Here is a 22,577-nt window from a genome sequence, read left to right on the forward strand (position 1 = left end):
TTTGCGGGAGCGATTCTGGCTCCAGGCCATGCACGGGATTTGCCATGACGACGCTTGCCGCGGACCGTGAAATCGAAGCCCTGATGGCGCTTCACCCGAAGGGCTTCGACCTTTCGCTCGACCGCATCTCGCGGCTGTTGGAGCGATTGGGCAATCCGCAGGACCTGCTGCCGCCGGTCATCCACATCGCTGGCACCAACGGCAAGGGTTCCTGCGCCGCCTTCTCGCGGGCGCTGCTGGAAGCCTCCGGCCGGCTCGTCCATGTCCACACCTCGCCGCATCTGGTCAGCTGGCACGAGCGCTACAGGCTGGCCGCCGAAGGCGGCGGCAGGCTGGTCGACGACGACATATTCGCGGAGGCCATTGCCCGCGTTGCGAAGGCCAATGCAGGCCAGAAGATCACCGTCTTCGAAATTCTCACCGCCGTCACCTTCATTCTGTTTTCGGAACATCCGGCCGATGTCGCGATCATCGAGGTCGGTCTTGGCGGCCGTTTCGACGCCACCAATGTCATCGCGCGGCCGGCCGTGTCGGTGATCATGCCGGTGTCGATGGACCATGAGGCCTATCTCGGCGATCGCGTCGAACTGATCGCGGCCGAAAAGGCCGGGATCATGAAGCGTGGCTGCCCGGTGGTCGTCGGCGCGCAGGAAAGCGAGACGGCGCTACAGGTGCTGATCGACGCGGCCGAGCGGCTGGAATGCCCGACCCTCGTCTACGGGCAGGATTTTCTCGCTTTCGAGGAGAACGGCCGCATGGTCTACCAGGACGATGATGGGTTGATGGATCTGCCGGCGCCGCGCCTGCCCGGTCGCCACCAGTTCGCCAATGCGGCCGCCGCGATCGCCGCCGTCAAGGCGGCCGGCTTCGAGATCGCCCACCGCGCCGCCGAGAAGGCAATGACCAACGTCGCCTGGCCCGGCCGCATGCAGAAGCTGGCGCAGGGCCGGCTGGCGGAACTGGCGCCGAAGGGCGCCGACATCTGGCTCGACGGCGGCCATAATCCCGGTGCCGGCGTCGTCGTCGCCGAAGCGCTGGCCGAGCAGGAAGAAAAAAACCCGCGTCCGCTCTTCCTCATTTCGGGCATGATCAACACCAAGGACCAGGCCGGCTATTTCCGCGCCTTCAAGGGCCTCGTCCGGCATGTCTACACCGTGCCCGTGAGCATGAGCGATGCCGGTGTGCCGAATGACGAACTGGCGATCCGTGCCACGGAAGCCGGGCTGACGGCCGAGCCGGTAAGCTCCGTCGCCAGCGCCCTGATGCTGCTGCGCGACACCTGGGACGGCCCAACGCCGCGCATCCTGATCGGCGGGTCGCTGTACCTGGCCGGCACGGTTCTCGCCGAGAACGGCACGCCCCCGACCTGAGGCCGTCCATTGCCTCGTTATCTCAGGGCGTAGAGACGCAGCGCTGACGCCAGGATCCATGCCGCGACTTCAAAGCGCCGCAGCGGTACAGAATTTCCTTCCGCTGTATTCGTCGATGGCCGTCACGGCATGGATACTTGGGTCTTCCCGACGGAGCTTCGCACCTGCTTCGCCCTGGTATGGACGAAGTTGGGGAGGTTTCGGTCAACGTCAGAGGTGCCGCTTACTTCAGCTCGATCTCGATAAAAGCGTACTCACCCTCATTGGCGCTGACGACGTCGTGTTCCACTCCCTCCTTGCGGAAATACGGCGCGCCTTTCTTCATCTCGGCGAAGGTTTCGCCCTCCTTGGTCACCAGCTTCAGCTTGCCGTCCATCAGTGGCACGACGACGTAGTCGTGGCCGTGGCGANGCTGACGACGTCGTGTTCCACTCCCTCCTTGCGGAAATACGGCGCGCCTTTCTTCATCTCGGCGAAGGTTTCGCCGTCCTTGGTGACCAGCTTCAGCTTGCCGTCCATCAGTGGCACGACGACGTAGTCGTGGCCGTGGCGATGCCAGCCGGTATTGTCGCCCGGTTGGAAGCGGTATTCGGTGACGATGACGCGCTCATTGTCGATGAAGACGGTGGCCTTGGCGGATCCGGTCATTTTTCTCTCCCTGCTTCTGCTGCCAACAGAGGACATGGAGTGCTCCGATGTGAGGGCCAGAGCGGCGCACCGATGACGCCAACAAAAAGCCCGGCGCGATGGCCGGGCTCAATGCTTCGAATTCAGATGGGATCAGGCAAGATTGCCATTGACCCAGTGCGACAGTGCGGTCTTGGGCGCGGCGCCCACCTTGATGTCGGCCACTTCGCCGCCCTTGAAGATCATCAGCGTCGGGATCGAACGCACGCCAAACTGGGCGGCAAGCTCGGGATTCTCGTCGATGTTCAGCTTGGCGATCTTGACCTTGGCGCCGAGCTCGGTGGCAATGTCCTCAAGCGCCGGTGCGATCATCTTGCAAGGACCACACCATTCCGCCCAGAAATCAACCACAACCGGCACCTGGGCATTAAGCACGTCAGCCTGGAAATTGTTCTTGTCGACCTTGACGGTGGTCATGCGGAAATCCTTTCGAAATTTTTCGTCCCACCAAATGTGGTGGTTGTCGCGCCCTTCTTCAAGCAGTTCTTGTGTCACGCTCCCGTGAGTCGGGCAAGGGCGTCGTCCATGGCCCGGGACGGCAGTTCGATCAGTCTTGGCGCTTCGGTGAACAGCAGGGCTGCCTTGACCTCCCGCCCGGGATAAAGCGGCTGCAGCAGGGCGCGATAGAGCGCGAGCTGAAGCAGATAGGCCGGCGGGACTTCCGCCAGGGAGGCGGGTGCGGGCCGGTTGGTCTTGTAGTCGACGATCGAGACCGCATTCGGGGCCACCGCCAGCCGATCGATCTTGCCGGAAATGGAGCGGATTTTGCCCTTGACCTCCAGGCTGCCCATGATCGCGACCTCGGCGCGCGAGGAGGGCGCGAACAGTTGGCCGAGGCCGGAGTCGGAAAGGATGGCGATGACCGATGCCAGGGCCTTTTCACGCTCGCCCTCAGGCCACGCCGCACCCGTTCGGGAGAGATAACGCTTCGCAGCGTCCTCCCGTGCGTCCTCGGCGATGCCGGGCAGCATCTGCAGCAGTTTGTGCAGGGCGAGCCCGCGCAGCACGGCAAAACCTGGCTCGGCAGCGGCGTCCAACACCGGCGACGCCTTGTCGACAACCCCTTCCTTGCCTTCGTCGATCAGCGCCGAGGCGCCCGACGGTGACAGGGGGCGCGGCAGGTTCTCGAAAGGCGGCAAGGGCCTGAACAGGGTCGCCGGCAAGGGGCCGAAAGCATCGGTCTGCCGCGCCTGTTCGCCCGGACTTGGCGCGACCGGCGGCAGTTTGGTGACGTGGAAACGGTAGACAGGCTCCCCGTCGGCAGGATGCGGACGCTGTTCGCTTTCGGGCGCGGCGCTCAGCGCGCGGCTGACGATAGAATGCCAGGTGCCGGCGTTCGGCGCCCGCTTGCCGTGATAGCCGCAGACGATAAGCCGGTCCTCGGCACGCGTCATGCCGACATAGAGCAGCCGGCGGTACTCGTCGTCGGCGAGTTCGCGGGCGCGAGCGGCGGCCGTCTTCGAGAAGCCGTTGGCGACGTCGCTGGCCGAACGCCAAAGATAACCCCTGCCGTCCCAATGTCGGCCTGAGCCGTCGAAAGGCATCAGGCGCGGCAAATGCTGGTCGCTGAACGGGGCGGAACCGCCGTCGACCAGGAACACCACGGGCGCCTCGAGGCCCTTGGCCGCGTGCACGGTCATGACCCGGACCTCGTCACGGGTCTGGTCCATCTCGCGCTTGATCTCTGGGCCGGCGTTTTCCAGTGTCGACAGGAAGGCTTCCAACCCGGGCAGGCCGGTCCGCTCTTCGGCAAGACAGAAGCTCAGGAACTCATCGAGAATATCGCCGGCTTCCGGCCCGAGCCGCGCAATCATCTTGCCGCGTACGCCTTCGCGCGCCAGCAGGGCAGCATAGAATTCGAACACCGGCTTGAAGGCGGCCTCGTCAGCCCAGGCGTCGAGTCGCGCGACGACGGCCGCGAGCGTTTCGCTTTCGCCGGCGTGCTGGCGTAGCGATGCCGCCAGCGACACGCCGGGCGGCCGTTGCGCGGCGAGCGTGAACAGTGTCTCTTCCGGCAGGTCGAAGACCGGGCTGCGCAGCAGAGCGGCGAGCGACAAGTCGTCCTGCGGCTGCATCAAAAGATGGCCGAGCGCGATCAGGTCCTTGACCGCAATATGGCCCGACAGGCTCAGCCGGTCGGCGCCGGCAACCGGGATGTCGCGGCGCTTGAGCGCGCGGGTCAGCGCGTGGACGAAGCTGTCGCGCTTGCGCACCAGCACCAGCACGTCGCCCGGCCGCAGCCGCTTGCCGCGGCCCTCGATGATTTCGCCCTTGCCGATCCAGCCGGCAATGGTGGCCGCGACATTCTCGGCGACGCGTACCGCCGGCGCATGGGCATGGTCGATCGCTTGCGCCCAGTCGTCGGGCTCGTCGACGGCCTCGGCACCGATCGACGGCCAGACCTCGACATAGCCCGGCGCATCGGTGCGGATCGCCTTGTGGTTCAGCGGATCGGGATCGTGGCTGATGCCGCGCCGCACGATGGGATCGGCAAAGACCCGGTCGACGGCGGCCAGCACATCGTCCGTGGAGCGGAACGACCAGGTCAGCTTGAGGTCGGCGAAGGACGCTTCGGCATCGCGCACACGCCCGGCGAACAACAACCGGCTGTCGGCGAAGGAGTCGGGTGCCGCACCCTGGAAGGAGTAGATCGACTGCTTCTCGTCGCCGACGGCAAAGACCGTGCGGTGGACCCGGTCGCGGCCACCGAAGCCGGCAAAGAATTCTTCCGCCAGCCGCTTCACCACCTCCCATTGATCCGGGCTGGTGTCCTGCGCCTCGTCGAGCAGGATGTGATCTATGCCCTGGTCGAGCTTGTATTGCACCCATGGGCCGGCATCGGGCCGCGCCAAAAGGTTCACCGTGCGGGTGATCAGGTCGTTGAAATCGAGAAAGCCGCGGCCGCGCTTCAGCACTTCGTAGCGTGCGATCAGCCAGCCGGCGATGGTCAGGGCCGCACATGTGCCCTCCAGCATCCGGAATAGCGCCAGCCGGTCGACAGTCTCCATGATGGCGGTGGCGGCCGACACATAGCGCTCGGCTAGGTCAGGCAGCCGGTCGGTGAGCGCCTTTTTGAACGCCTTTGCCGGATCATAAGGATCGCCATCGGTCTTGAGGAAGGCTCTTGCAAGCAACTGCAGCCGGCGGACAGGGTCGCTCTCCGCGAAGGCCTGGCGCGCATAGGGCAGGATGTTGTTCAACACCGACCTGGCGTCGGTGGCTTCGGCTGCCTGGGCAAAGCCGGCAAAATAGTCCGGCAGGAAGCCAGGCAGCGGCCATACAGATGCCGCTATGCCTTCGGCGGTCTGGCCGGGCTGGAAATGGAATTCATCGAACAAGGGCTGGAAGCTGTCACGCCCGACAGCATCGAGGAAATCGCGCAATCCCTCACGCTTGCGTACGATCTCGCCGAGCAAGGCATCGAGACCGGCTTCACCGCCGCGTTCCAAGATAGCGGCGAAGGCCTCCGCCAAAGTCCTGTCGCCGGCGGCGGAGATCATCTCGCGGCGCGCGGCGGCAAAAAGCGAGGCCTCCATCTGGCTGTCGAGCATTTCGAAATGGGCGGGGATGTTGGCTTCCAGGGGGAACTGATGCAGAACGGATTCGCAGAAGGCGTGGATGGTTTGGATTTTCAACCCGCCAGGCGTCTCCAGCGCCTCGGCGAACAGGCGGCGGGCGCGGCGCATGGTGTCGCGATCGGCCCGGCGCCCTTCCAGCGCCTCTATTCTGGCGGCCAACTCCAGATCAGCCAGCGATGTCCATTCCGACAGCGTGGAGAAAACCCGGTTCGACATGTTGGCGGCCGCGGCGCGCGTATAGGTCAGGCACAATATCTTCGAGGGATCGGTGCCGTTGAGCAGCAGCCGGATGACGCGCTGGGCCAGCACGTGCGTCTTGCCCGATCCCGCATTGGCCGACACCCAGGCCGAATTGCCGGGATCGGCGGCCCGGGCCTGGCTCGAAGCCGTATCGCTCGGGATCGGATAGGTTTTTTTCATGCCTCCCCTCCCTCATCCCCGGCGTCGCCGCCGGCGGACCATTCGAGCACGCGGGCGAGGTGGTCGTAATCGCCATCGGTTTCACCTTCGCGAAACGGCAGCGCGCGCGACAGATATCCGGTCGCCGGGTCGGCATAATGGATCAGCAGTTTTTCCAGCCGCGCCCAGGCCTCTTCGGCAAGATCGGCGGCGGTGCGTGGTTGGCGGTTGTGTTCCAGTATGGACTCTTCGAACACCTCGCCATTCGGCTTCAACCTGATGAAGGCCAGTTGCGACGGTTCGCGCGCGCCCAAATCCTTGAATGCGCCACGCCTGAGCAGCGCCCCTTCCAACGCCAGTTGCGGCGCCAGTAGCGTGTGGGCCTGTGCCTTGGAAGGCGAGGAACCCGTCTTGTAGTCCAGAATGTCCGCCATGCCGCCGGCCAGCAGGTCGACACGGTCGGCATAGCCGGACAGCGTTACGCCGGACTGTCCGACCACAGTCTTGCCGGCGCGCTCCTCGGCATGCCGCTGGATCACCGCGTCGGCGCGCGTTCGCTCCCATTCGATGATGTTGGCGGCGAGCTTTTCGAACCGCGGCCACCACACCGCCTCGACATCCGCCGGAAGCACCGCCTCGGCAAAACAGGCGCGGCCGGCGGCGATGAGCCCGGCCAATGCGTCCGGCGCGCGCGGGTCGGCCACCTCGGACGAAAAGAGATGCAGGATGGCGTGAAACAGCGTGCCGCGCTCCGCCGCACCCGGATCGCGGACGAGCGGATCGAGCGGCGTCAGGCCAAGGATCCTCCGGGCATACACGGCGTAGGGGTCGCGGCGCAGCGTCTCGATCTCGGTGACGGAGAAATGTGTCGGGCGGACCGAGAGCGGCGGCTTCGGCTGCGGCCGTGGCGCGAAATCCCGCTTCGGCCCTGTGTCGAGCGCACGCGCCCAGGCGAGCAGCTCATCGCCGCGCCGGCGCAGTGCCGCCGCCTGATCGTTGCCGATGAAGGTGAGCAGCCGCTGCAACCAGCGCGACGGCACGGCCGGCGCGTCGCCGGCACGCGCCGAGCGGGCCAGCACCACACGTCTCGCGCCCATGGCCATCTGGAAATCATGCGCGGCAAGCCCGATGCGCCGCTCCGGCGGTTCGAGGTCGATGCCGGTCTTCATCAGCCGCGACATGAAGCGGTCGCTCTCCGGCTTGCGCGGCCAGACCCCTTCGTTGAGCCCGCCGATGATCAGCGTATCGACATCCTGCAGCCGCGCCTCCAACGCGCCCCAGATGGCAATGTTCCTGTCGGTGCCTTGCGCCGGCTTGACGGTCTCGGGCGCGATCAGCGCCTCCATCACATCGGGCCATTCGATTGCCGCGAACGACAGCGGCGCCGAAGCCGCGACCAGCCCGCGCAGCAGTTCGGCGAGCTTTTCGCCGGCATCGCCGGCGTAGAGTTCGCCAAGACCACCGTCGGCCGAACGGCCGAGATTTTCCAGGGCAGCGACGCTGGCCTCGACCAGCGCGGCAAGGCCGGCCTCCGCCTGGCCGCGAAAGGTCGAAAGCGGCGCCAGCGCGTCCGCCAGGCGTGCGAGAAGGGTCCGCGCGACCTCAATGGAGCGCACGGTCAGGCGGGCAAACCAGAACGGCGGCCGGCTGCCGTCGCCTAGCCCGGTGAGGCGGGCCTCGAAAAGATTCGGCAGCGAAGCGATGTCGGGGCGGCCGGTGCCGCCGCGCAGCGCCACCAGTTCGACCAATTCCGCCGCGTGGCGCACGTTGACCCGTTCCAGACCCAGGCCAAGCAGGGGATGCTTGAGCAGCGACAACAGGGCGACCGGATCGCCTGGCCGGAACACCGCTTCGAGCGCCAGTCTGAGCAGGCTGGCCGCCGGCGTGTTGGACAGCGGCGTGCCGCCGGAATCGTCGGCAATGACACCGAAGCGCTTGAGCTCGACCGAGACGCGGCGTGCCAGCGCGCGGTCACCAGTGACAAGCGCCGCTCTCTGGCCTGGCTCTTCGACCGCGCGCTTGAGCGCGACGGCGATCGCGACGGCTTCGTCGCGCTCGCTTGCCGTCTCCAGCAGCGTCACGTCGGCGAAGGCGCCAGCGATATCGGACGCTGAAAACCCGTTTCGTGTTTCCGCCCACAATTCCGTGGTCTCGGCCGGCCGCAGCGCCTCGCCGACAAGGGCGGCGCGGAGCGCGAGCTTCGGCGCGGACGCACCGATCTCCTCGACATCGCCGCGCAGCACGCCGATCTTGCCGATCAGCTTTGCCAGGCCGTATTGCGGATGGCCCAGCACCGCTGGACGCGCGCCGGGAGCGACGAGAGCCTGGAAGGAGGCTTCGTCGAGCATCTGGTCCAGCCCGGGCAGCACGATGGCACCGCCGTACAGGCCGGCGATGGTCGCAAGCAGTTCCGCCGTGGCGGGTATGGAGCCGGTGGACCCCGCGGCTATGACCGGCCCGGCGGGTGGATTGCGCCGCAGCCGCGCGGCCTCGGCACGGATCAGGGCGCTGCGGTGCGCGGCTGGGTTGGAGCGGTCGCTCTCTGCGAGGAATTTCGGCCAGGCATCGGTGACGATGCCGAGGAATTCGAGCGTGACCTGCCACCATCCGGCAAGGTTGCCGCTGACGAGGCCGGCAAGTTTAGCCCAATCGGTGCCTTCCGTCTCGATCTCGTCCATCAGCCCGGCCAGATCGCGCGCCAGCCAGATCGCGTCGGCGGTGGAGGCTGGGACGACGATCTCCTCGGCGAAGAGGGCCGCGACATGGGCGGGCAACCGGCGTTTCCACGCCCGCACCAGTGGCGTCAGCAGCAACAGGCGCTCGGTGGCGGCGATCGCGGGCGCGAGATCGATTGCCGCCGTTGGATCGGCCTCGAATGCGGCCTCATCCTCGTCGAATTCGCCGAGCGGCCGGATCACCGGCAGGATCGCGGAACCGCCGCCCCCACGCGCCTTCAGGCTGTCGACAAACACGCCGCGCAAGGCACGTGCGGCCCGGCGCGTCGGCACATAGATGGTAACGTCGGCCAAAGCGAGGGGGTCACCGTCGAACCGAAACCCGGGGACAAGGCGGCCGTCAAGCAGCGCCTCGGCCAGCGTCGGCAGAAACGGCGCTCCGGAGGGAATGGAGAAAACGCGGCTCGAGCCGCTCATTGCGATCCGATGTGTGCGGCGGCCACTGCGTCTTCGGCGAGCGGAATGGCATCGGGCGTGCCGACGGTTATCCAGTGGCCATGCATCGGCATGCCGAACAGGCGGCCGGCGGCAATCGCCTTGTCGAAATAAGCATTGAGCGAATGCGGTTCGGCGGGTGCGTTTTTGAACAGGCGCGGATGGATGATCGCGGCGCCAGCATAGATCAGGCCAGCGGAGTCGCCTTTTGAACGCCGCAGGGCGCCATCCGGCGCAACCAGGAAATCGGTGCTGCCACAGTGCCCTGTCGCCTGATGGAGATCCGCCAGCATCAGCAGAATATCCATTTTCGCGGCGTCCCATGCAAGGGCAAGCCGCCCGAGATTGAGCGGGCCGTGGTCGATCCAGAATGTGTCGGCGTTGAGGATGTAGAACGGCCCCTGGCCGAGCTCCGGCAGCGCCTTGACGATGCCGCCGGCGGAATCGAGCAGCCGGTCGCTCTCATCGGAAATAACGATGCGCGGCGCGCGGCGCGCGGCGACATGAGCGACGATCTGTTCGGGAAGATAATGGACATTGACCACCGCCTTGCCGACCCCGGCCGCGGCCAGGCTGTCGAGGCCCCAGTCGAGCAGCGTCTTGCCGGCGATGCGGACCAGCGGCTTGGGGATGGCGTCGGTGATCGGCCGCATGCGCTTGCCGAGCCCGGCGGCAAGGACGATGGCGGTGTCCGGCTTCGTTGTCACAGCGCTCGTTCCTCCAGCAGCCCGTGCGCGCTATGGAAATTCCGCAAATCGGCGAGCGCGGGATGTGCCAGCGCCCGCTTGAGATAGTCGCGGATGCGCGGCAGGTGCCTGAGATAATAGGGCTTGCCGTCACGTTTTTCGAGGCGCACGAAAATGCCCAGAATTTTGGAATTGCGCTGCGCGGCCATGATTGCATAGGCTTCGAGGAAGCCTTCTTCGTCGAAGCCGCCCGCAGCATGACGCGCGGCGACATAGGCGTCGAGCGTCCGCTTCTCGATCTCAGGTGCCATGGTGACGCGGGCGTCCATGGCGAGCGAGGCGACGTCATAGGCGCAAGGCCCGATCAGCGCGTCCTGGACGTCGACGATGCCGAGCCGGTCGAGGCCGGACCGCTCGCCGCGCCAGATGATGTTGGGCGAGTGGAAGTCGCGCAGCATCAGCGTGTATTCGCTGCCTTGCAGCCGCTCGAGAAGCGCGTTCCATATCTTGTGATAGCCGGAACGCAGCGCCTCGCTTGCCGGCTCGCCCGATATCGCCGGCACGTACCAGTCGATCAGCAGGTCCGCCTCGATCAGCATGGCGTCGCGATCGAAGGGCGGCACGTCATGGACGATGCCGGGAGCCGCCTCCATGCGGTGAGGCCAGGCCTTGCCGTGCATCATGGCAAGCAGTTGCGCCGCCGCCTCGTACCGTTCGGCGACCGGCTCGCCATTGCCGTCGAGGAAACCTTCCGAGCCCAGATGCTCGAGCAGCAGGAAACCCTGGTCGAGATCTTGCGCGTCGATCCTGGGCACCGCGACCCCGGCGGCCAGCAGCGCACGGTCGATCGCGACGAAGGCGGACACCGACTGCGCCGTATGGGCGATCACGGCGTAGGGTTTGCCGTCGCGCACGGGCGGGCCGAGCACCAGCCGCGGCGAGTTCATCAGCACGCGTGGCGCCTCGCCGGCAAGCGTTACGATCTCGTAGGAGCGGGCCGAGGCATCGCCGATGAAATGTCGGCGCTGCGCTTGCCCCCAGCCGGCGCTCTCCAGAAAGCCGCGCATGGCCAGCGAGCGCGCGATACGGTCGAAGGTAACGCCTTGCCCCGACAGTCGGGCCAGCCGGCCCTCGCCATGTTGGACGAGTTCGATCAGCACCGTCGCCTTGGGCAGATAGCCGTCAGCCCGTTCGGGCCATTCGATCAGGGCGGCACCTTGCGCCAGCGCCTCCTCGAAGCCGAGTTCGTCGAGCTCGGCCGCTGAGGTCAGGCGGTAGAGATCGAAATGGTGAACCGGCACGCGGGTATCGTAGCTCTGTACCAGCGTGAAGGTCGGGCTCGGCACTTCGAGACCGGCATCGTCGGCCAGCGCCCGGATCAGTGCCCTTGCCAGCGTCGACTTGCCGGCGCCGAGATCGCCCTTGAGCGCCAGCACGTCGCCCGCGCGCAGCGCCAAAGCCAGATCCTCGCCCAGCCGCGCTGTCTGGGTCTCGTCGGCGAGCAAACGCTCCAGCACCGGTTCCGTCATCGAGCGCGCTACTCGGCCGCTGCGCGGATACCCGGCACGTCGGGAAAGGTGCAGATGACGGTCGTGCCCTTGTCCTTGCCGGTTTCGATGCGAACGGCGCCGCCATGCAGTTCGACAAAGCTCTTGACGATCGACAGGCCGAGGCCGGCGCCGCGCCGGCGGCCGCCATTGGCGCGCGGCTCGAAGCGGCGGAACACCGAATCGAGCACATCCGGCGGCATGCCGGGCCCGTCGTCGTGAACCGAGAACTCGACCCCGTCCGCCAGCTGGCGACAGGCCAGCCGGATGGTGCTGGCCTCCGGCGCGTAGTTGGCGGCGTTGCTGAGCAGATTGTAAAGGATCTGGCGGATGCGCGTTTCGTCGCCATGGAATGTCTTCGGCGCGGCGGCGGCATCGACCGCGAGCCGTATCGAATGCTCCTCCAGCCGGTCGGCGACAAGCTCGGCGGCAGCCGCGATGGTGCGGTCGACATGCACCTCGGAAATGTCGAGCTGCATGATGCCGGCATCGACGGTCGCCAGGTCGAGTATGTCGTTGACGATGGTCAGCAGCACCGAGGAGGACGAGCCGACATGTTCGACATATTCGCGCTGCTTCTGCGTCAGCGGGCCGGTCGCCGGCAGCGACAGCAACTCGGTGAAGCCGATGATGTTGGTCAGCGGCGAACGCAGTTCGTAGGACACATGCTGCACGAAGTCGTTCTTGAGCTGGTCTGATTTTTCCAGCGCCTCGTTCCTGTCCTTGAGCGCGCGTTCGACATGGACGCTGTCCGTGACGTCGACGAAGGTCATCATCACTTGCCCGTTGGGCAGGGGAATCACGGCATAACGCAGCACGGTGCCGTTGTTGAGCTCGGTCTGGCCGTGGCGCTCGCTGCGCTCGTCGTCGAAGCCGGTGATGGCGGCGACGAAGCCGGGCCAGGGGCTCTCGATCGCCTGCCGATCGCTGAGCTCGCGTATGATGGATACGTGTACATTGGGCTTGGCGGCTTCCGTGCCCAACCCCCACAGCGTGGCAAAGGCTGGGTTCGACAGCCGCAGCCGGCCGTCGGGGCCGAACACCGCCACGCCTTCGGCCAGATTGTCGAGCGTTTCGCCCTGGACCCGGACCGCGGTGCGGTAGCGGCTTTCGAGATCCATCTTCTCGGTCAGGTTCTCGAACACCCAGGTGACGCCCCCCTTGGGTTGCGGGTTGGCAACGACGCGAATGGTCTTGCCGTCCGGCAGGTGCCACCAGTGTTCCTGCGATTCGACCGCACGATAGGCGCCGAGCAGGCCCTCCTTCCAGCGGCGCCATTCCGGCTGTTCGGCGATCTTGCCCTCGCTGCGCAGCCGGTCGAGTAAAAGGGCGTTGTCGGGCGCGCTGTGCAGGAAGCCGCTGTCGAGCCCCCACAGTTTCTGGAAAGCCTGGTTGAAGAAGCGCAGCTTCTCGTTCGTGTCGAAGATGGCGACTGCCGTGTTGAGCTGGTCGAGCGTATCGGCATGGCTGCGCACGGTCCGCTCATATTCGGCGCGGATGGCCTCGATGGCGCTGGTGTCGCAGGCAAGGCCGGCCGAACCGTCGGCGCCGGCAAAGTCGGTCACGGCAAACACGCGGCGGTCGCCTTCGATCACCGTCGAAAGCGATTGCTCGAACACCGGATGCGACTTGTGCTGGGTGGCGATGGCCTCGCGCGCCTGGCCGCCGAGGAACTCCTGGGCGTCACGCACGGCGGCTTCAGCGTTCTCGGCTTCGACCGCGTCGGCATAGGCCCGGTTCACCCATTTCAGCCGGCCGTGCTCGTCGCGCAGCCATGCCGGCATCTTCAGCGCCTCGAGCAGGCCGATCATCGTGTCATGGTCGGCGGCTAGCCGCTGGTTGTCGATTTTGAGCCGGGCCTGGCTGCGCTGTGTCTCGGACAGCGAGACAAGGCGCACCAGCACATGGGCCGCGCTCTTGCGACCATGCACTTCCAACGGAGCGCCGGCCTGCGATTCCACCACCAGGTCGAAAGGCCTGCCTTTTTCTCGCAAACCCGTCACGGCATGTTCAAGTGCCGCCGCCGAGCGCGGCATCAGCCAGCGCCCAAAGGCGAGGAATGCCGCCCGTTCCTCTGGCGCGCCGCTTTCGGTCGGCAATGTGCCGATGAGTTCGGGTTTCTTGTTTTCCGAGGCCCAGACGACCACGCGCTGGTCGCGCAGATTGAGCAGTGCTTCCGAACGTCGCAACGCCGCGCTGATATCGGTGACGCGGCCTCTCAGCTCGACATTTTCCGCCGAGATGCGCGCGCGTTCGCGAATGAGAACGATGGCCGATAGGAATGCCGCTCCCATCACACCGGCAAAGACGGCAAGCTGCATGACCTCGATCGTGCTGACCGAAAGGCCGGCAGCCACTTCGGCGCCCTGGGCGCATGCAACCCCGCCAAGCAGCGGACCGGCAAGTATGGAGCCGGCAAGCAACAGCCCCGCGCGGCCACGCCACCGTGCCCGGGTGGCGGAGCCAGTGGTCCCCGAATCCTGATGGCCGCCGGAAACGGCCTGTCCCGCGTGAAGCGGGTTTTCCCCCGGCATGTCTTGGTCCTCTTCGCCGCCTGAATGCAAGACCGCCCTGACGCGTCCGCCGGTCCTCGCCCCCGGACCCGCGAATCACAACAATAGCGCCTGCTGGAATCGGCGTGAAGAATCATTCGGCGCAAAAATAATGCCGGGCAAAAGTCAATCGCCCGGCATCAATATCTTGTAGCGAATTCGGCTTTGGTTAATAGCGGTAGTGTTCCGGCTTGAACGGCCCCTGCGGCGTGACGCCGATATAGGCGGCCTGCTCGCCCGACAGCTCGGTCAGGCGGGCGCCGAGCTTGTCGAGATGCAGGCGTGCGACCTTCTCGTCGAGATGCTTGGGCAGCACATAGACCTGGTTCTGGTACTGCTCGCCCTTTGTGAACAACTCGATCTGTGCCAGCACCTGGTTGGTGAAGGAGGCCGACATGACGAAGCTCGGGTGGCCGGTGGCGTTGCCGAGATTGAGCAGACGGCCTTCCGAAAGGAGTATCATGCGCTTGCCGTCCGGGAAGGTGATCATGTCGACCTGCGGCTTGACGTTGGTCCACTTCAGATTGCGCAGCGATGCAACCTGGATCTCGTTGTCGAAATGGCCGATGTTGCCGACGATCACCATGTCCTTCATCGAGCGCATGTGGTCGAGGGTAACCACATCCTTGTTGCCGGTGGTGGTGATGACGATGTCGGCGGTTGGTGCCGCATCTTCCAGCGTGACCACTTCAAAGCCGTCCATCGCCGCCTGCAGCGCGCAGATCGGATCGACTTCGGTCACCTTGACGCGGGCGCCCGCGCCCTTGAGCGAGGCGGACGAACCCTTGCCGACGTCGCCATAACCGCAGACGACCGCGACCTTGCCGGCCATCATCGTGTCGGTGCCGCGGCGGATACCGTCGACCAGCGATTCCTTGCAGCCATATTTGTTGTCGAATTTCGACTTGGTGACCGAATCGTTGACGTTGATGGCCGGGAAGGGCAGCAGGCCCTTCTTCTGCAACTGGTAGAGCCGGTTGACGCCGGTCGTCGTCTCTTCGGTGACGCCGCGGATCGCTTCCTTCTGTTTGGTGAAGAAGCCCGGCGAAGCCTTCAGGCGCTTCTTGACCTGGGCGTAGAAATATTCCTCTTCCTCGCTCTGCGGATTGGACAGCACGTCCTCGCCGGCTTCGGCACGGGCGCCGATCAGGATGTACATGGTGGCGTCGCCGCCGTCATCGAGGATCATGTTGGAGAGGCCGCCATCGGCCCACTGGAAGATCCTGTCGGTGTAGTCCCAGTACTGTTCGAGGCTCTCGCCCTTGACGGCGAAGACCGGAATACCGGTCTCGGCGATGGCCGCGGCGGCGTGGTCCTGGGTCGAGAAGATGTTGCAGGAAGCCCAGCGGATATCGGCGCCGAGCGCCTTCAGCGTCTCGATCAGCACCGCCGTCTGGATTGTCATGTGCAGCGAGCCGGTGATGCGCGCGCCCTTGAGCGGCTTCTTGGCGCCGAATTCCTCGCGGCAGGCCATCAGGCCCGGCATTTCGGTTTCGGCGATATCGAGTTCCTTGCGGCCCCAGCCGGCAAGAGAGATGTCGGCGACCACATAATCCTTGCTACCCGTCATGGCAGTGCTCCGATGCGAATTGTCTTGCTGTGAATTGATCGTTTGGCTTGCGAATTGGTTGCGGATGCACCCGCGCCGGTCGGCGCGTCGAAGGGCGCGAATTGCCGGCCTGACTAGCAGATCGGGCTTCGCACGACAATGGGATATAAAGAAATCTTTATTCGTGCATGTCTCGGAGGCTGACTTCCTGGTCAGCACTCCTCGCCGAAACGGGAGGCGACGAGCTGCTCCAGCGCGTCCATGACCTCGAGCGCCTCCGGACCGCTGGCGGTGACGCGGATCGAGTATCCAGGGCTGGCCGCCAGCATCATCAGGCCCATGATCGAAGTGCCGCCGACCTTGACGCCGTCCTTCTCGACATGGACCGAAGCGTTGAAACCGCTGGCAAGCTGGACGAATTTCGCCGAGGCGCGCGCATGCAGGCCGCGCTGGTTGACGATCGGAAACTCCCTGACGATCTGGTCCTTGTCAGGCGACAGCGTACTCATTTGCTGCTCAAAAGCTGGCTGGCGACGTTGATATATTTGCGGCCCGCGGCTTGCGCTTCATCGAGCGCGGCCGCCATGTTGTCGCCCTTGCGGATCGACGACAGTTTGATCAGCATCGGCAGGTTCATGCCGGCGATCACCTCGGTGCGGCCGGACTCCATTACCGATATGGCAAGGTTGGAGGGCGTGCCGCCGAACATGTCGGTCAACACGATCACACCCGCCCCCGTATCGACACGGGCGACGGCGTCGACGATGTCGCGGCGACGCTGCTCCATATCGTCGTCGGCACCGATCGCCACGGTTTCGAAATTGTCTTGTGGCCCGACGACATGTTCGACGGCATGTCTGAACTCGGTGGCCAGTTGACCGTGCGTTACAAGCACGAGTCCGATCATTCTTTGGTGGCTCCCGTCATCGCCGCTTCACAGGCGCATTTTATGCTCGCCAGCCAATCCAGGCGGCGGGAGCGCTATCTTGTCGACGCGCGGCCCGTTGACAAGCCCAAAATTGCGCCGGCCCACGCCATTTTGACGCATTGCAGCAAAAAACCCAGCGCGGATCATAGAAAAGGCGGGATCGACAGCCGCGCCATCACTGCGAGCGAGGCGGCCGCGACATTGCGCTCTGCCAAATCGATGCGCGCCACCGCGCAGCCGGCGATGTCGTCGCTTGCATCCTCCTGGAAGCGTGCGATTTCGCCGGCCGGCAACAGGCGCACATGCAGATCGACGACGCAGGCCGGTTCGAACGGCAGGGACCGTGGCCCATGTCCCGGCACCTCGGCAAGGCCCTCGATGGTGGCGGGCGCACGGCACACCAGCCGCCCGGCGTGGGCTTCGACGAAAAGCTGATCGTCGCCGACGAGCCGCGAGAACAATCCGCGCTGCAGGCAATGGCTGATCAGCGTCAGGGCCAGCGTTGTCTTGCCCGACCCGGATGAGCCGCTGATGAGAATGCCGCTCTCGCCGATCAGCAGCGCCGTGGCGTGTATGTTGTCAGGCTGCACGTCGCGATCCTTGGCGATTGGCGGTCATCCCTCGGCCGGGAGCGTCACCACGAAGCGTGCGCCCTTGATCTCGCCGGGCTTGATGCCTGGTATGTTTTCGGCGGTCAACGTACCGCCATGGGCCTCGACGATCTGCCTGGAGATGGACAGGCCAAGGCCGGAATTCTGGCCGAACGCCTCGCCGGCGGGCCGGTCGGTGTAAAAACGTTCGAAGATGCGGTCGATGGCGTCGGCGCGGATGCCAGGACCGTTGTCGTCGACGGTCAGGATGTTGAACTTGCCGGCGCGCGCCAGCGACAGACTGATTTGGCCATGGTCCTCGGGAACGAAGGAACGAGCGTTTTCGATCAGATTAGTGATGACCTGGCCGATGCGCAGATCGTGACCGACGACGACATAGCCCTTGGCGCCCTGCGGCAGCTTGGCGACCTTGAGCTCGATCTCGACCGCCTTCTTGTTGCGCGTGGTTTCACGCGAAACAGCGACAAGGTCGGTGACGAACTTCTTCAGGTCGACGGTGCCGGCATCTTCGCGCGCCAATTCCGCGTCGAGGCGCGAGGCGTCGGAAATGTCGGTGATGAGGCGGTCCAGCCGTTTCACGTCATGCTGGATGATCTCCATCAGGCGCGCACGGGAGGTGTCATTCTTCGCCAGCGGCAATGTTTCGACAGCACTGCGCAACGACGTCAGCGGGTTCTTCAATTCATGCGAGACATCGGCCGCGAAGCTTTCTATCGCCTCGATGCGCGCATAGAGCGCGTTGGTCATGTCGCGCACGGCAATCGACAGATTGCCGATCTCGTCCTGGCGGTCGGAAAAGTCGGGGATTTCCTCGCGGCTCTTGACGCCGCGACGAACCCGTACGGCCGCCGCCGACAGCCGGCGCAGCGGGTTGGCTATGGTGGATGCCAAAAGCATCGACAGGATGGCTGTGACGAGCGCCGCGATGCCGAAGACGCGCAGGATCGCCTTGCGTTCGGCGGCGACGATCTTGTCGATATCGCCGCCTTCGGTCGACAGCATCAGCACACCGAGCACGGCGCGAAAACGCTGGATTGGCACCGCCACCGAGACGATCTGCTCGCCCTGTTCCGAGACGCGCACAATGGTCGACGGACTGCCCGTCAACGCCTTGACCACTTCCGGGAAGGCGGCGCCGTTGCCGCCGGGCTGTTCGTGATAGACCGGCAGGTCGGTGTTGCGGAAGAAGTCGAAGATGAACTTCTGGACGCGCTCGACAAGGTCGGGCTCCTCTTCCTCGACCGGCGGCAGATCGTAGCGCAGGATCTGACCGCGCGAATAGAGATGGCGCGAATCGAGCAGCAAATTGGCGTCGCGGTCATAGATGCGGGCTCGGGTGCGAGTCGGCGAGATCAGCCGCCGTAGCACCGGCGCCACGCGCTCTGGATTGATCGGAAAATCCAGATTGTCGAGTTGGTCCGAGCCAGGCCCCAGGCTTTCGCCGGCCTGCAGCTCAAGCAGTTTTTCCGGGTCGATGCTGATCGAATCCGTCTCGACCGTCGCCGAGGCCGCAATCGCGCCAGCGATGATTTCGCCTTGCGTCATCAGGCTTTCGACCCGCGCGTCGATCAGCCCGTCGCGGAAGGTGTTGAGATAGAGGATGCCGGTGACGAGCACCGCCAGCCCGGCGAGATTGAGGAAAAGGATACGCCGCGTCAGGCTGGAAAAGATATGGTGGCCGAGGAAGCGGCGCATCGGCACGGTGATTTTCGACACGAAGGAAGGCATGATGCGCGACGGCCGCCTGGCGGCGCCCGCCGGTCTTGTTCGCTGTGCTTCCACTGCCATCGAATAGCAGCTCCCGCTAGTCCCAGGTTTGAAGTATGTCGCAGCCCCAGACTAGGGACCGCTTTCGCTCGACATACATCAAATTACGCTTCGCGGAACCGATATCCGACTCCGTAAAGGGTTTCGATCATCTCGAAGTCGTCGTCGACAGCCTTGAACTTCTTGCGCAGCCGCTTGATGTGGCTGTCGATCGTGCGGTCATCGACATAGACCTGCTCATCATAGGCCGAATCCATCAAAGCATCACGGCTTTTTACCACGCCGGGACGCTGCGCCAGCGAATGCAGGATCAAGAACTCCGTGACGGTAAGCGTCACCGGCTCGCCCTTCCAGGTGCAGGTATGGCGTTCCTGGTCCATGACGAGTTGGCCACGTTCGAGCGAGCGGGCCTGCTGGCTCGGCGCTTTTGCCGCGGCCTCGCGGGCACTGGCACGGCGCAGCACGGCGCGCACCCGCTCCACCAGCAGGCGCTGCGAGAACGGCTTGCGGATAAAATCGTCGGCGCCCATCTTGAGACCGAACAATTCATCGATCTCGTCGTCCTTGGAGGTCAGGAAGATCACCGGCAAGTCGGATTTCTGACGCATCCGGCGCAGGAGCTCCATGCCGTCCATGCGCGGCATCTTGATATCGAGGATGGCGAGATTCGGCGGCCTGGCGGCCAGGCCTTCCAGCGCGGACGCACCATCCGTGTAGGTTTCGACACGATACCCCTCGGATTCAAGGGCGATCGACACCGACGTCAGAATGTTGCGGTCGTCATCGACAAGCGCGATTGTAGCCATTTCAAGCGGCTCCCTCATGGGCTGTCCCTTCTGTCGTAGAGAAGGGGCTTTTGCAGGACAAATTAGGTACAAAATGTGGCATAGGCCGTAACCGCTGTCACGCGCGGGGTGCCGCCGGCCACAATCCGACCTTGACACGGATTGGACGAACGAACCTCGCAACCCTTTGGGCAACCGTGAAAGTTTTCGCATATATAAACGATTTAAACAACTTTCAAAATATTTAAATCGATTAATGATTTGATATCATTTGGCTTTTCTGGTTCTGACCATCATAGCCTGCTTAGTGGGTGTGCCGGAAATACGCCGGCAAAGATGCGGCAAATCTTGAGAAGGGTCACCAATGTCGGAAGTCGGCAAACGCAATCCTGCCTGCGCGATCGATCGTATCGATCTGAAAACCTCCGGGACGGTGCGCTACAATTTCGGCGCGGCCGCGCTCTACGAGGAAGCGATCCGGCGCGGTGAAGCCCGGCTGACCGCGAATGGCGCGCTGCTCGCCGAGACCGGCCAGCACACTGGTCGCTCGCCCAAGGACAAGTTCATCGTCCGCGACGCCGCCACCGAGCCGCAAGTCTGGTGGGACAACAACAAGGCGATCTCGCCCGCACAGTTCGACGCCTTGCTCGCCGATTTCCAGGCTCACGCCGCGGACAAGGACCTCTATGTGCAGGATCTGGTCGGCGGTGCCGACGCGGAGCTCAAGCTGCCCACCAGGGTGATCACCGAACTTGCCTGGCACTCCTTGTTCATCCGCAACCTGCTCATCCGTCCCGAGGCGGCCGAACTCGAACACTTCGTGCCTGGGATGACGATCATCGACCTGCCGTCCTTCCGCGCCGATCCCGCCCGTCACGGGAGCCGCACCGAGACGGTGATCGCCGTCGACCTGACGCGCAAGATCGTGCTGATCGGGGGCACCTCCTATGCCGGCGAGATGAAGAAGTCGGTGTTCACCATGCTCAACTACCTCCTGCCGGAGAAAGGCGTGATGCCGATGCACTGCTCGGCCAATGAGGGACCGGCCGGCGATGCCGCCATCTTCTTCGGCCTGTCGGGAACCGGCAAGACCACGCTGTCGGCCGATCCGTCCCGCACCTTGATCGGCGATGACGAGCACGGCTGGGGTCCGCACGGCATCTTCAATTTCGAAGGCGGCTGCTACGCCAAGACGATCAAGCTGTCGGCGGAAGCCGAGCCGGAGATCTTCGCCACCACGCAGCGCTTCGGCACCGTGCTGGAAAACGTCGTACTCGACGCCGATGGCGTGCCGGATTTCAATGACGGCCGGCTCACCGAAAACACACGCTGCGCCTATCCGCTCGACTTCATACCCAATGCCTCGAAGACCGGGCGCGCCAGTCACCCGAAGAACATCATCATGCTGACCGCCGACGCTTTCGGCGTGATGCCGCCGATCGCCCGGCTGACGCCGGCGCAGGCGATGTATCATTTCCTTTCCGGCTACACGGCCAAGGTAGCCGGAACGGAAAGGGGCGTGACCGAGCCGGAAGCGACTTTCTCGACCTGTTTCGGCGCGCCGTTCATGCCGCGCCATCCGTCGGAATACGGCAATCTTCTGCGCGAGCTCATTGCTCGCCACGGCGCCGATTGCTGGCTGGTCAACACCGGCTGGACCGGCGGCGCCCATGGCACCGGCAAGCGCATGCCGATCAAGGCGACGCGCGCCTTGCTCGCCGCCGCCCTCGACGGCTCGCTGCAGGCAGGCGCTTTCCGCACCGACGCCAATTTCGGCTTCGAGGTGCCGGTGGCGGCGCCTGGTGTCGATAGCGCCATCCTCGATCCGCGCTCCACCTGGATGGACAAGGCTGCCTATGACCGGCAGGCGGCAAGGCTGGTGGGCATGTTCGCCGTCAACTTCGAGAAGTTCGAAAGCCATGTCGACGCCGTCGTGCTGGGCGCAGCGCCCCGCATGCAGGAAGCTGCGGAGTAATCGTCAAGGCATCGTTGTGGCCAGGCAGGAGGCCGGGTTTCGATCGGGCCTTTTCTTTTTCGGCTCGCCGCGCCATGACTGCGGCATGCCGATCGACGACGACCTCATCATATCTGGCGAAGCCGTGATCCACCCGGGCGACCTGCACGAGGATTTCATCCGCTCGTCCGGTCCCGGCGGCCAGAACGTCAACAAGGTGGCGACGGCGGTGCAGCTTCGCTTCGACGCGCGGAACGCCGAGGGCCTGTCGGACCGCGTACGCGAGCGGACCATAAAATTTGCCGGCCAGCGCGCCACCAAGGATGGTGTCATCATCATCGAGGCCGGACGCTTTCGCACGCAGGAGCAGAACCGCGCCGATGCGCGGGCGAGGCTGACGGCACTGGTCGCCAAGGCCGCCGAACCGCCGCCGCCGCCGCGCAAGAAGACACGGCCCTCGAAAGGCGCGGTCGAGCGTCGGCTGAAGAGCAAGGCCGGGCGCGGTACGATCAAGAAGCTGCGCGGTCGCGTGGAGAACGACTAAGCAACACGCAAATCGTGCCCGCAAAACCACTTTCAATTTTGCATTGCGGATGTGAGGTTTCCCTTCCGTCGGCAACACGCCGCGCGTCCGAAAGGTGCTGGCGTTGCCTTTACCAGAGACGCTTCAGCGAAGCCGTGATGTTGCGGCCCTGGTCCTGTAGCTATAACCCGAGTTGCACACCGTCGCGCGGTCGTCGGCAATGTCGCGGACGGCGAAAGCGGCCGAGACACCTTCCTACCTCTTGTCGGTGGCGCCGAGATCGTAGGAGGCCGAGGCATCGAGATAGACGGCGGCATCGTTCTTGGCGGTGTTTGACGTGTCGGTATGTTAGTCATCTTTATTCGTCAACCGCCCATCTGGCCAAGACGAATTCATCGCTGCCCTCCCTGGTAAAAACCACCACCGCTTTCGGGTCGCCGTTTTCGTCTGGCGGTGGCATGCTGAGGCTCC

At 64.7% G+C, this 22,577-nt stretch carries 16 protein-coding genes and 1 pseudogene; 3 read left to right on the top strand and 14 right to left on the bottom strand.

The annotated features are described in order from the left end of the window. Positions 1-44: 44 nt before the first annotated feature. On the top strand, positions 45-1,370 hold the full coding sequence (locus X742_RS155170; protein ID WP_023772335.1) for a folylpolyglutamate synthase/dihydrofolate synthase family protein: 1,326 nt from the start codon (positions 45-47) through the stop codon (positions 1,368-1,370). A 223-nt stretch (positions 1,371-1,593) separates the two neighbouring features. Here X742_RS155170 and X742_RS0136935 read toward each other — a convergent pair. From X742_RS0136935 to X742_RS155105, 14 genes and pseudogenes are all read right to left on the bottom strand, one after another. After that, positions 1,594-1,779, bottom strand: a pseudogene (locus X742_RS0136935) (cupin); the annotation flags it as partial. After that, the gene (locus tag X742_RS155165; RefSeq protein WP_023772337.1) at positions 1,746-2,018 is read right to left on the bottom strand and encodes a hypothetical protein; all 273 of its coding nucleotides are present in this window, start codon (positions 2,016-2,018) and stop codon (positions 1,746-1,748) included. The pseudogene X742_RS0136935 and the gene X742_RS155165, both read right to left, overlap by 34 nt. 132 nt (positions 2,019-2,150) lie before the next feature. Then, entirely contained in the window at positions 2,151-2,474 is a 324-nt protein-coding gene (trxA, locus tag X742_RS155160) for a thioredoxin (RefSeq protein ID WP_015314366.1), read from the bottom strand. Between the two features lie 74 nt (positions 2,475-2,548). Beyond that, entirely contained in the window at positions 2,549-6,055 is a 3,507-nt protein-coding gene (gene addA / locus X742_RS155155; protein WP_023772338.1) for a double-strand break repair helicase AddA, read from the bottom strand. Next, positions 6,052-9,186, bottom strand: coding sequence for a double-strand break repair protein AddB (addB, locus tag X742_RS155150; protein WP_023772339.1), 3,135 nt, complete (start codon positions 9,184-9,186; stop codon positions 6,052-6,054). The genes addA and addB overlap by 4 nt, the downstream gene beginning before the upstream one ends. After that, complete coding sequence (locus tag X742_RS155145) at positions 9,183-9,911, bottom strand: nucleotidyltransferase family protein (protein ID WP_023772340.1); 729 nt, start codon at positions 9,909-9,911, stop codon at positions 9,183-9,185. Before X742_RS155145 ends, addB begins: the two co-directional genes overlap by 4 nt. Continuing rightward, positions 9,908-11,419: a tRNA (adenosine(37)-N6)-threonylcarbamoyltransferase complex ATPase subunit type 1 TsaE gene (gene tsaE, locus X742_RS155140; RefSeq protein ID WP_023772341.1), complete on the bottom strand. Its 1,512-nt coding sequence runs from the start codon at positions 11,417-11,419 to the stop codon at positions 9,908-9,910. The genes X742_RS155145 and tsaE overlap by 4 nt, the downstream gene beginning before the upstream one ends. Positions 11,420-11,427: 8 nt before the next feature. Further along, entirely contained in the window at positions 11,428-13,971 is a 2,544-nt protein-coding gene (locus X742_RS155135) for a PAS domain-containing sensor histidine kinase (RefSeq protein WP_023772342.1), read from the bottom strand. A gap of 187 nt (positions 13,972-14,158) precedes the next feature. After that, positions 14,159-15,559, bottom strand: coding sequence for an adenosylhomocysteinase (gene ahcY, locus X742_RS155130; RefSeq protein ID WP_015314360.1), 1,401 nt, complete (start codon positions 15,557-15,559; stop codon positions 14,159-14,161). A 191-nt stretch (positions 15,560-15,750) separates the two neighbouring features. Further along, complete coding sequence (locus tag X742_RS155125) at positions 15,751-16,047, bottom strand: HPr family phosphocarrier protein (protein WP_015314359.1); 297 nt, start codon at positions 16,045-16,047, stop codon at positions 15,751-15,753. Beyond that, a complete protein-coding gene (locus X742_RS155120; protein ID WP_010912939.1) occupies positions 16,044-16,445 on the bottom strand; it encodes a PTS sugar transporter subunit IIA in 402 nt (133 codons plus the stop codon). The genes X742_RS155125 and X742_RS155120 overlap by 4 nt, the downstream gene beginning before the upstream one ends. 164 nt (positions 16,446-16,609) lie before the next feature. Beyond that, the gene (locus tag X742_RS155115; protein WP_023772344.1) at positions 16,610-17,056 is read right to left on the bottom strand and encodes an HPr kinase; all 447 of its coding nucleotides are present in this window, start codon (positions 17,054-17,056) and stop codon (positions 16,610-16,612) included. Positions 17,057-17,080: 24 nt separating this feature from the next. Continuing rightward, complete coding sequence (locus X742_RS155110; RefSeq protein WP_023772345.1) at positions 17,081-18,865, bottom strand: sensor histidine kinase; 1,785 nt, start codon at positions 18,863-18,865, stop codon at positions 17,081-17,083. 83 nt (positions 18,866-18,948) lie between these two features. After that, on the bottom strand, positions 18,949-19,650 hold the full coding sequence (locus X742_RS155105; protein WP_010912942.1) for a response regulator transcription factor: 702 nt from the start codon (positions 19,648-19,650) through the stop codon (positions 18,949-18,951). Between the two features lie 343 nt (positions 19,651-19,993). Here X742_RS155105 and X742_RS155100 point away from each other — a divergent pair, with 343 nt between their 5' ends. Both X742_RS155100 and arfB read left to right on the top strand, forming a co-directional pair. Beyond that, positions 19,994-21,604, top strand: coding sequence for a phosphoenolpyruvate carboxykinase (locus tag X742_RS155100; RefSeq protein WP_023772346.1), 1,611 nt, complete (start codon positions 19,994-19,996; stop codon positions 21,602-21,604). 85 nt (positions 21,605-21,689) lie between these two features. Continuing rightward, the gene (gene arfB / locus X742_RS155095; RefSeq protein ID WP_023772347.1) at positions 21,690-22,127 is read left to right on the top strand and encodes an alternative ribosome rescue aminoacyl-tRNA hydrolase ArfB; all 438 of its coding nucleotides are present in this window, start codon (positions 21,690-21,692) and stop codon (positions 22,125-22,127) included. Positions 22,128-22,577: the final 450 nt, after the last annotated feature.

Origin of the sequence: Mesorhizobium sp. LNHC229A00, assembly GCF_000502415.1 — a bacterium.
In the GTDB taxonomy this organism is placed as follows: Bacteria; Pseudomonadota; Alphaproteobacteria; order Rhizobiales; family Rhizobiaceae; genus Mesorhizobium.